This is a genomic window from Parasphingopyxis sp., from assembly GCF_052168295.1.
In the GTDB taxonomy this organism is placed as follows: domain Bacteria; phylum Pseudomonadota; class Alphaproteobacteria; order Sphingomonadales; family Sphingomonadaceae; genus Parasphingopyxis.
In genome coordinates, this window is the sequence record NZ_JBQLZN010000076.1 from 1 (window position 1) to 11,513 (window position 11,513).

Consider the following 11,513-nt stretch of genomic DNA (forward strand, 5'->3'; position numbering starts at 1 on the left):
TGGCGGCGGCGGTGGCGGTGGCGGCGGAGGCGGCGGCGGTGGTGGCGGCGGCGGTGGGAGGCTACCTGCAGGAACCACGCGGACTACGGGATTGGTATCAGCAATGGCGAAACCGTAACCGATAGGCGATGCGAGATCCCCGAGCGACGGTATGATCGGATATTCGCCGACCGGAGAATCGATATCGGCCTCGGTCGTGAACGTTGGCATGCCGGTGATTACGTCGTCGATGACGTCGCCCGCCAATACGCCGTTCAAATTGAACTGGAAGGGCGGGTTGGGCTGCCCTTCCTCGCGCACGAGCGAGGCGGTAAACAGCGTCAGGATCGGCTGCTCGGCGAAAATCACATAATTGCCGTCCATCGGCACGGAGCCGGGCGGCAAGCTCTCGAAGCTCTCGTTCAGGATATAGCTGGACGTATCGTAAATGCCCCCGCCTTCGGCGAGGTTGTTTGTCCATGTCGGGCGGAGCACGGTGGCCTCGAACGGTGCGCCGGGATAGCCGAACAGTATGTCCGAATACACCAGGTATCGGCCGCCGCCGGTCAACGAGAATATGCTGCTATCGCCGCGATTGTCGAAAGACCGCGCGCGAATGACAATGGCGTTGCCGGGGCCGGATGCTTCTAGGACAGACCCCAAAGCAACGGTAAGATTGCCGGAGCTGTCAGAGCCTGTGTTCAAGACCTCGATCGTGTTCGCCGAAATCGAGGTCAGGCGAATGTTGCCGCTGGAATCGGCAGACCGGCCGGCACCATTCTGAATTTCCATGAAGACGTTGCCTGTGCCGGCGTCGATGAAAGAATTCGTGCCCATGAAGATCACGGCATTGCCCGGCGACCGTTGATCCGCGATCACCCCGGCGCTTTGGGGTACATTGGCGAGCAGGGTCAGGTCGCCATTGTCGGTGACGATCGGCTGGCGGATGGAGATGCCCTTGCCCGCCTGCAGCGTCAGATCACCGCCATCGCCATTCGGATTGTCGACCATGATCGGCGCGAGTACGAAGATGTTGTTGTTTGCCTGCATGACAAGCGAAGTGCCCTCGCTCAGCACCTCTTCGATAGACGCCGGGCGGATCGTGACCCGCTGATCGGCGTCATCGCCAAAACCCAGCCCCGGCAACGGTCCCGCCGGTGCTGGCGAAAGATCGATGCCGCTCAGGTCAAAGAAATAGACACCGCCCGTCTCGGTCAGCGCATCTTCAAAACCGTCCGAACCCGGTGCGCCGACGGCAAGGCGGCCGCCATCTAGAGAGACCGCGAAACCGAAATTGTCATTCTCGTCGAGATCGAGAACCAGTCCGCGATTGTCATCATCACCGCTGATCGCGCCGAGATCGCGAATATCGGTAAGGCCGGGCCCGTTGAACTGGAAAAGCCGCACGGCGCCGCGCCGCGTCGAATCGAATTCCGCAACGCGCACGCCAACCGCCAAAGTATCGCCATCGAGCGAAACCGATTGCCCGAAAGCCCCCTCAAAAGGAAGATCATCGATCGAATAGCTGCCATCACCGGCATGACCGAGACCGATTTTGCCTGTCAGCACAGGATCGGAGAAATTCTCGTCCGAGAAGGAGAACAGCCAAACGGCACCAGCCGGAAAAGCCGAAACCGTGGAAGAGTGGATGCCCGGCGCGCCGGTGTCGGTTGGAGCGCCAACGGCCAATCGGTTGCCGTCCAGCGAAACGCTGCGCCCGAAGCTGCCTGAGTTACCGTACGCCTGCTGGAAATCGGTCGACGGTATCGGGAAACCATCGCCGAGGCGCAGAGCGAGCACCGGATCGGAAAATTCGTCGTCGGAGAAGGTGAAAAGGCTGACGCCATACAGCTCGCCGGCAATCCCTTCCGTGCCCACGGCCAGCCGGTTGCCGTCGAGCGAGATCGAAAGCGGACCGGTGCCGTGATAGGGAACGCCGTCACCGGCAAGATCGAAATCCTTCGGTCCCGAATAACCGTCACCGAAGGTGCCGACATGCGCGCCGCCATCGAACAGCAGATTATCGAACGTGAAGAGGTAAACTGCGCCCGGCCCGCTTCGGTCAGCGCCGTCAGCTCCGTCGTCGCCGCCCGCAGTCACGGCGAGCCGCGTGCCGTCCAGCGAGACCTCGAAACCGAAAAAGTCGTCGCGATCGAGATCGAGGTTGATATTCCGACCTCCGACATAGCCGTCACCAATTGTTGCGGCGAGCTGCGGGCCGTTAAAATCCATATCGTCGAAGGTGATGAGATAGACGGCACCGCCATTGTCGGTCTGCCCGTCGGCTCCATCGTCGCCCGGCGCGCCGATGGCGAGGCGGGTGCCGTCGAGCGACAGGGCCCGCGAGAATCCGTTCGATTCAATGCCCGGGATATAGAAGGAATAGCCGTCGGGCGCTTCGTAGGCGCCGCCGATGATTAGCTGCTGGACAGGCGTGACACCCGATACGTCGAACAGATAGACGGAGCCCGATCCTCCGAAGGAACGGCCGAAACGGCTGACGAGAACATTGTCGCGACCATCGTCGCCCGGTGCGCCAATGGCGAGACGCCCGGCATCGAGCGACACGGACGCGCCGAATTCGTCGAACGATTCGATATTGCCGACCGCTACATCGTTCGGGCCGGTATAATTGAAGCCGATCGTCGAAGTGAGCACCGGCGCGCCCGGCGTACCGACATCGAAGAGGAACACCGCCCCAATGTCATCTTCTTCGAAACCTTCATTGCCTCCCGGTCCCTCATCCCCGATAGCACCGACAGCCATCATTGTGCCATCGGCAGAGAGGCCGCTGCCGAAAAGATCCTCGGCATCGAGGAAAGTCAGATCCGTATCGCCTGCGCCGTCATAGCCAAAACCCATGATGCCCGAGAGAACCGGCGCGCCGGAGATATCGAACTCGTAAACGGCACCCGCAGCCGAAATATCGTCGGCGGCCCCATCGTCACCATCCGCACCCACGAACAATCTGTTGCCGAGCAGCGCGACGCTTTGGCCGAAACGATCGTTGCGGTCGAGATCGGTGAGCTCGAGCGCATCAACAGTTCCCGACGTCACGTCGGTAACCTGTTCGATCACCGTATAGAGCGTCGGATTGAGAAAAGTGCTGTCGTCGAAATCGAATACGAAAACGGCGCCGGTATTGGGATTGCTCAATCCTCCACGCCCGTTAACGCCCGGCGCGCCGACAACCAATCGATTGTTCGACAAGGCAAGCGAAGCTCCGAAGAAATCTCCAGGGTTGAGCTCTGGCTGACCGCCAATATTCCCGCTCATGTCAAAGCTGCGGTCACCCGAGGCATTGATGCGTATGCTGCCAACCAGTTCGCCGCCGTTAAAGTCGAGATCGTCAAAGGTATAGAGCCAGACCGCGCCGGTATCGTCGTTGCCCCCGAAACCGGGCACCTCCCAGCGCGCCTGCCCCACGGCCAGCTGCATGCCATCAAGCGCGACAGCAGATCCGAAACGGTTGGCCGTTTCCAGATCGGGCATGTTGATGTTGCGCCCGCCGACATAGCCGCGGCCGATCACCGACGCGAATTGGGGGTTCGAGAAATTCGCATCGTCGAAAGTGAACAGAAAGACGGCGCCGACATTCGAACCCTCAGCCGAAGAATCCTCCTCCAGAACACCGACCGCCAGACGATTGCCATCGAGGGAAACGCTGGTCCCGAAAGCATCCTCGCTCTCGATGCCCAGCGACAGGCTGTCGGCATAATAGAAATCGCCAAGCGCTTCGATGACAAGATCATACTGGCTGATCGTCGCGGCCGGGCTCTCCTCCGCAATGATGATGTCGCGCGGATCGAGTAATAGTGTGCCGCCGCGCAGGCCGTTTCGCGCCGTGCCGACCGTGCCGTCCCAATACAGGGTTTCGGCGGATGAGACCTCGATCAGCCCACCCTGCCCCGAAACCTGCCCGCCCATCGCATAGGTCTGGCCGAGCCAGGTCGTGTTTTCGTCCGACCAGATGACGGCCTCGCCACCATTGCCGCGCGCGCCATGCGCCGAGACATCGATGATCGTGCTGTCGGTCGCCGTGACCTTGCGTGCATTGGCGAGTTCGTCCTGCGCCAGATCGCGGCCGCCCTGATATTCGCCGCCGACCCGGACGCGGCCGCCACCCACCCCGCCATAGGCGAGAAACTGCGCGCCGAGCAGGTTGACGGTCGGCGCGGTTACGTCGATCTCGCCGCCGAAGCCGCTCGTGCCGGCGGCGCGGAACGCGCCCGACGACAAGATGGTGCGGCCGGACGTATAGCTGATCGTTCCGCCGTGCAGGCCGCTCGCATCGGCTGCGAAATCTGCGGTTTCCATGGAGCGGTCGCCAGCCGCGATCGTGATCCGGCCACCCGTGCCCATATCCGCATTGGCCGTGATCGTACCTGCGAGCGACAGCGAATTGCCGGACAGCGAAACCGTGCCGCCGCGGAACATCCCGGACGCGCTGAGGTCCGCGCCATAAGAGAGCTGCCGCGTCGCGGCTATCGTCGCAACGCCGCCGAGTTCCTCGCCGTCCAGCGTAATGGTGCCATCCAGCGTCAAATTCTCGCCGGCGATTTCGACACGGCCGCCATGGGTCGGGCCCGAAACGTCGATGACGGCATCGCCGCCCATCTCGACGCTGCCCGCGCCGCGCAGGGTGATCGACGGCCCGCGCGACACACGGTTTGCGGTCAGGTGAACCCGGCCATTGCTGTCGACCGCCGTGAAATTCGCGCGCGCCTGCCCCACCCGGACTGATCCATTCACGACATCGCGTGCCGCCAGCGCGGTCAGGTCCATCGTCCCGCGGAAATGGCCGACGCCAGGCCCGCCCGTCTCTTCGGGCCGCATATCGGACCGATCGACACCCTGCACGCCGAAATGGAAGAGGTTGTCGCCCGTCAGGTCGAGCGTGAACGTCTCCGCGCCGCCGAGGAACACGCTGCCCATGCGCGCCCGAATGATGCCGTCATTGCGCACATGCGGCGCGACGAAGGCCGCAATGCCGGCATCATGCGCCGTGATCGTACCCGCGGTGACAATGATCGCATCGGGATCGCCGGGCCGGTCGAATTCGAACCGGTCCGACTGCATGAACGCCGCATTCTCGATATCAGCCGTGCTGACAACGAGTCCGGCGACGTCGACGCGCGAATTCTCGCCAAACACCACGCCGTTGGGATTGATGAGGAACACACGGCCGTTGGCGGTCAACGAACCCAAGATGTTGGACGGGTTCTCGCCGACGACGCGGTTGAGCGCGATCGACGATGCGCCCGGCTGGAGGAAGCGCACGGACTCGTTCAGGCCGATCGAGAAATCCGACCATTCGAGGATCGCCCGGTCGCTGAACTGATCGATCCGGACGTCGCCGCTTCCCTCGCCCGATATCCGCGCATCGCCGTCGATCACCACGCCGCCCTGCGGTTCGGCCCTTGCAGGCGTGGCGATCGAGAGGGCGATGACGGCGCTGCCGGCGAGGAGGGCGGCGCGGCTCTTGCGGGTGATGGCTGCAGGATGGGACATGGTCACCTCTGGAAGCTGAGCGTTAAAAAAAGGCGGGGATCGCGGTCGTCGCCCGGGAACAGGCGCTCGGCGGGCACGGCAAGCTGGACATCGGCGCGCAGCCCGAAGCGGGTGATCAAGCGCACGCCGAAACCGTAGGATTGCGCGTCCGTGACGCGCGGCTGGCCGGGTTCGAGGCGGCCGCGCTGATAGGCCCGGCCCCAGTCGAAAAAGGCGAACGGTTCGACGACATGCTCGCCGGCGCGCGTCGGCCGGGCGAGTTCGCCGCTGGCGAACAGGCATTCCTCCCCGCTCAGTACGCCCGCGTCATAGGCGCGGCCGATCGCGGGCCCGCCGAAGGTGCATTCATTGGCGGCGAGCAGACCGCCCGAGGAGATCAGCCATTGCGCCTCGCCATTGTAGCGAAAGCGCAATCCGGCGGGCAGCGGCTGATCGCGATAGAAGCGAAAGGTTGCGAAGGTTGCGTCTTGTTTGCCGGCAGAGCGGCTGCGCAGCGGGTTGTTCGCGCTCGACGCGCCGAGCCCGGATATGCCCTGAACGAGCGTTGCGGAGAAGAGCGAGAGCGCGCCGTCGCCGCTCGCCCAATCATAGGTCAGGTTCGCCGATACGGTGCGGATATTCTCATCGACGACCGGCGTATCGAACAACCGGCTTTCGGTATCGATGCCGTCGAATGCGAGCGATCCCCACAGGCTGCGCGCGCGCGAACGGATGAACGGATAGCGGAGCGAGGAACCCCAGGTCCGCTCCTCGCCCTCGAATTCGAGAAGGCCCAGCGTGCCGCTCTGCGCTTCGGTTTCGGCCGTGGAGAAATGTACCCGTGCCCGCAACGGGCTGCGCCCGATCGACGTTTCATAAGCTGCGGACAAATAGTGGAAGGCGTCGAAATCGAGCGCCGTGCGCGCAGAGTATTGCAGGCTGTCGCCAACGAACAGGAGGGAGTGCGCGGCGAACGCTCCGTAAATCTGTTCGCGGCCATATTCGGAGCGCAGGCGATTGTCCGCACCGATCAGCACGTCGTAGCGATCCGTGTTGACGAGCACCTGCAACGACGCCGCGCCTTCGACAGTGGCCGAGGGGCTGATCACGACCGATACGGTGACGCCGGAAAGATCGTTCACGCCAAGCACGGCCCGTTCGAGATCGGCGGTGCGCACAGCGCTATCGCCGACCAGCGGCTCTAGCCGCTGGCGGATCGCGCGCTCGATCCGCGCGCGGCCGACCGGCAGCGAGCCTTCCTCGAATTCGATGGTGATGGCGTCGATGCTGCCTTCGACGATGCGCAGCCGCACGACGCCCTGCTCGACCGTCTGTTCGGGCACGATGGCAAAGGCGAGCGCATAGCCGGATCGGGCAAGCGCGGCGGTGATCCGCGACGCCAGTCCGTTGAGTTCGCCAAGCGTTACCTCGCGGTCCGCGAACCCCGCCGTCATCGCGGCGAAATCGATCTCGGGAAAGCGTTCCGCGCCATCGACGACGATGCGGGAGACGGCGAATGCCTGTTGCGGTGCGGCATCGGAGTCCGCGTCCGGAATCTCGATCCGATACGGTGCGACCGGTTGCGATTGCGGGAGCTCGGGCTCTTCGAACTGATCGGAAACCGTGCCGCCCGGTTGGACGGTCTGGGCCGCAACCGGGCTGGCGAGCGACGCGCATCCCAAGGCACCGACAATCGCCGGAATCAGGCCAACAGACCCATGATGATCCGTTGTCTTCCGCCTTGCAGACCGGCCATGATACATAGACTTCCCGCCCCCATACGCTTCACCTGCTCATCTCGGAAAGCGTAGGAATCGGCAGAATCGGATCAGACCAGAAAACTAAATTAAGAAAATATGCGCCGCGACGGTGAGCGGGCGATCGCCTCTAACAGCCGTCGAGCGATTCCGAGGCTTGCGCATAGGCAAAGTTGCGATCGAAGTCGTTCAACTCCCAGCGTCGGTCGAGCGCGTCGAATTGTTCGATTGCGCTGCGCCAATATCGACAGGCATCGCGGCGGCGCCCGGCGCGATCGTAGATATCGCCCATATCCCTGTATTGAATCGCGACATCCCGGAAGAAACCGACCTGGTCGGGATGCTGGCTCGACAGCCGTTGGCGAATTTCGAGCGCGGCGAGGCCGCCGGCGATCGCCGGCTCATAGTCACCCGCAGAGGCGAGCGTCAGCGCACGCATCCCGCCGGCGACCGCCAGCAACCGGAGGCTTCCCATGTCTTCGGGGTCAGCCGCGACGAGCCGGCCCATGATCGCATAAGCGCGGTTGAGCGCCGGCAGGGCTTCGGCGGTCCGCTCCAGATCGTTCAGCGTTCCCCCACGCACGAATTCCACGCCGGCCAGATCTCGCTCCAGCCCCGGCGAAGACAGTCCCCGCTCCTCGGCATCGATCAGCAATCGCGCGGCAATCTCCGCCTGCCGGACCGTTTCCTCGAAATCTTCCTGTGCGTAGAATGCCCGAGATTTGAGAAAATAAGCGCGCGCCTCCGCGCGCACGGCCTCTTCGGTGCGCCGGAAATCGGGATTCAGATCCTCGATTGCGGCGAGCGCCCGATCGTATCGGGCGATTGCATCGTCCGGCCGTTCCAGCCAGTGCAGATTTTCGCCTTCGACGACAAAGGCCTGTGCGCGCAGCAACACGCATTGGTCTCGATCCTCGCATTCGCGGTCCAGTATTGGGCCGATGGAACGCGCAAACTCGATCCCGCGCTCATACTCATCGGTGATATGCGCCATCGTCACCGCGCGCTCATATCGCAAATCGGCAAGCGCGAGCGCGACTTCTTCGTTCGCCCCGTTCGCCGCGAACAGCGCCGTCAGAATCTCGTCCGCGCGTTCGTAATTGGCGAGCGCCTGATCGCGTAAACCGAGATTGCCGCCGCCCACGCCGCCCATCACATCCGCGAGCCGCGCATAGCCGCGTCCCGCTTCGAGCCGTACATCGAGTGGCGCGTCGGGGTCGGCGGCCAGTGCGTCGAGATAGCGCTGCCCCGTTTCGGCCAGCATATGCCGGGTTGCGGTCGTGCCCGGCACCGATTCCGCGGAATCGTAGATATCGAAGAGCAGCGTATTGGCCATTTCCCGCACTTCACCGAAACGCGCTTCCGCCTCGGCCTGCGCGGTGCGCGCCTGGCCGAAACCGATCAGCGAAGCCGTCAACCCGCCGACGAGGAGCAAGACGATCGCCGCGACGGCCGCGACGGCGAATTTCTGCCTACCCACGAACTTGCGCAAGACGTAGCCACGGCCGCCGCCGCGCGCCGCGACTGCCCGGCCCGAGCGAAATCGCTGGACATCGTCGAGCAGCGCATCGGTCGAGAGGTAGCGCTCGTCCGGATCGTCGGCCGTCGCCTTGGCGATGATCGCCGCGATATCGCCATCCTCTGCCCATCGAACCACCAGCAGCTTGAGCAGTTTGCCCAGCGAATAGATGTCGGTCAGCGTCGTCGTCGGCGCGCCGCTGATGCGTTCGGGCGCGGCGAAACCGGGCGTGAGGCTCAGCCCTGTCAGCGACCCCTTGGTATTGCCGGCCTGGTCCTCCTCCAGCTCGGGCGGCTTGGCGATGCCGAAATCGATAAGCTTGGGCTCACCCTCCGGCGTGACGAGGACGTTGGATGGCGTGAGATCGCGATGCACGATCAGGTTCTGATGGGCGAAACGCACGGCCGCGCATACCGTTTCGAACAGGGCCATGCGTGCATCGAGATCGAGCCGCTGGGCATCGGCCCATTTCACGATCGGCATGCCCTCGATATATTCCATGATGATATAGGGATTGCCGTCATCGGTCGTGCCGCCGTCGTAAAGGCGCGCGATATTGGGATGCGAAAGCCCGGCGAGCGTCTGCCGTTCGCGTTCGAACCGCTCGATAAGCGCGTCCGTCAGCGCGCCCGGCCGGATCAGCTTGATCGCGACCTCATGATCGAAATCCCCGGCATCGCGCCGCCCGCGGAACACGGCGCCCATCCCGCCTTCCCCGATCTGCTCCTCGATCGCATAGGCGCCGACGCGTTCGGGCGGGCTTTCCCAGTCGGACATGGCACCCAGGCCGCCGGTTTCGATCAGCTCGTCGGCGACCCCTGCGGACCGCAACAATTTGCGCAGCCGCGCTTCGACGGCCGGATCGTCGGGCAGGTTATCGGCGAGCCAGGCCTCGCGATGCTCCGGGGCTGCACCCAGAATCTGCTCCAGCAGGGCGAGCGCCTGTTTCTCGATTTCCAGCTCGTCATCAGACATCGTCTTGCGCCAGGGCATCCGCCAGCCAGACGCGCGCCGCGGCCCAGCGCCGCTTGACGGTCGGTTCGGACAGGCCGGTCACGGCCGCGACATCGGTAATTGACATTCCGCCGAAGAACCGCATCTCGACGATGTCCGCATTCTCCCGGTCGATCGCGGAGAGCCGCAAAAGGGCATGGTGCAACGCCTGCAAATCCATGCGCTGGCCGTTGTGCAGGCCGGTCATCAGCGTAACCCGCCGATGGCGGCGCTTGTCGGCATTCTTCGCCCGCACATGATCGATGAGCACGCGCCGCATGAGCCGCGACGAAAGGGCAAGAAAATGTGCCCGGTCCTGCCAGTCGAGTTGCTCGCTGTTGATGATCCGCATGATCGATTCATGCACAAGATCGCCGGGCGCCAGCGATATCTGGTTCTCATAGGCGAGGAGACTGGCCGCCTTGCGTTCGAGACGCGGATAGAAAAGGCGGATGAGTTCGTCCTGTGCCGCGTCGTCCCCGTCGCGCCATCGACGCAGCAACTGCGTTGCCGGTGCGTCCGCATCCTCGGCCATGCCACTCGCCCCCCGGCGCTGGATGAACTTCCCGGCCGATCTTTGCCCGGCATCCCCGGGATTGTCCAGCGCGGACAAGGGGATGACACATGTTCCGGACGCAGCATGGATCAAAATTCCCATCCGATGCGCAGCGACCCGGAGATGGCGTTTTCCTCGCCGCCGACAAGACCACGGACATCGCCGCCGACCGTCCATCCGCCGCCCAGTTCGTAACGGCCGGAGAACGAGAAGAGGGCTGCCGCACCATCGGTGCGCGGCGAGCGCACCGGGAAGATCGCGGCTGGCGCACCTTCGAGCGCGAAGCCGGCCTGGGCGACATTGGAATGCCCGTCGACATATTGGGCAGATATATCGAGCCCGCCCCGCGCGCCCTGCCAGTTGACGAACACGCCGCCCCCGAAACGCGTGACCTCGTCATCGGCGCCGCCACCGTCGAGGTTCAGCGCACCCGCGCCTGTTTCGTCGACCGAGCCGAGGTCGCTGCTCGCGTGCCGGATGGAGGCGAGAGGTCCGACGGCCCAGTCGCCGCCGATACCGAAGCCGTAGCGCGCCTCGCCTGCAATCGCGAGGCTGTCGGTATCGACGCTGTCGCGCGCCGTGCGGTCGAGCGTGTTGACGCGGATGCGGCGGGTCACGTCGGCGCGCGTATCGCTGTGTGAAAGCGCCCCGCTTATCGTGAAGCCGGGGCCACTCGTGCCGTAGCGCGCATAGACGCCGAGGTGCCAGCCGTCATAGCTGGCGCGGCTCAGCCGGCCGTCGACATCGAGCCCTCCATCATAATAGCCGAGCGACACGCCGACGGCCCAGCCGTTCGCCGGGCCTCGATAGTCGAGCCCGATATCGAAGCCATATTCGTCATGATCGACGGTTGCGGCATTGCCGTCGCCATTGACCGAGCCGTCCGCGCCGGAGATTCCGCCCCACAGGCCGAGACCTTCACGCGCCGTCGCTGCATGACTGCGGACGATCAGGCGCTGGGTGCGCGCAAGACCGTCGCTCGACGCCTGGGCGAGCAGCGATGCGTAGATCTCGCCCGATGTCGTATCGAAAGCGGCCCGGGCCTCCGGCACGGTCGAGAAGAGCACGTTCATATAGGCCAGATTGGCGTCGGCATTGGACCGGTCGAGATTTTCGAGCCGCATCGCCGCGCCATTCTGGTTGTAGGTCTCCGCCGCCGTCGGAAAGAGCGGACCCGAGGGCGGAGGCGGCGGTGGCCCGCCGGTCGGCGGCGGCGGCG

General features: G+C 64.2%; 5 protein-coding genes. All 5 read right to left on the bottom strand.

The genetic code is table 11. The features are described 5' to 3' along the window. Nucleotides 1-5,490, bottom strand: a 5,490-nt coding sequence (locus ACTS1Z_RS11975) for a two-partner secretion domain-containing protein (protein ID WP_442624700.1), incomplete at its 3' end; no start/stop codon positions are given. Nucleotides 5,491-5,492: 2 nt separating this feature from the next. Continuing rightward, on the bottom strand, nucleotides 5,493-7,151 hold the full coding sequence (locus ACTS1Z_RS11980; RefSeq protein ID WP_442624701.1) for a ShlB/FhaC/HecB family hemolysin secretion/activation protein: 1,659 nt from the start codon (nucleotides 7,149-7,151) through the stop codon (nucleotides 5,493-5,495). Nucleotides 7,152-7,356: 205 nt separating this feature from the next. Continuing rightward, on the bottom strand, nucleotides 7,357-9,720 hold the full coding sequence (locus tag ACTS1Z_RS11985) for a protein kinase domain-containing protein (RefSeq protein ID WP_442624702.1): 2,364 nt from the start codon (nucleotides 9,718-9,720) through the stop codon (nucleotides 7,357-7,359). Further along, the gene (locus ACTS1Z_RS11990) at nucleotides 9,713-10,273 is read right to left on the bottom strand and encodes an ECF-type sigma factor (RefSeq protein WP_442624703.1); all 561 of its coding nucleotides are present in this window, start codon (nucleotides 10,271-10,273) and stop codon (nucleotides 9,713-9,715) included. Before ACTS1Z_RS11990 ends, ACTS1Z_RS11985 begins: the two co-directional genes overlap by 8 nt. Nucleotides 10,274-10,383: 110 nt before the next feature. Next, nucleotides 10,384-11,513 (bottom strand): autotransporter outer membrane beta-barrel domain-containing protein (locus tag ACTS1Z_RS11995; protein WP_442624704.1); only part of this gene is annotated, 1,130 nt, incomplete at its 5' end.

Excerpts from the sequence above, each read along its gene's own strand:
- ACTS1Z_RS11985 (WP_442624702.1), bottom strand. The coding sequence starts at position 9,720 with ATGTCTGATGACGAGCTGGAAATCGAGAAACAGGCGCTCGCCCTGCTG.
- ACTS1Z_RS11990 (WP_442624703.1), bottom strand. The coding sequence starts at position 10,273 with ATGGCCGAGGATGCGGACGCACCGGCAACGCAGTTGCTGCGTCGATGG.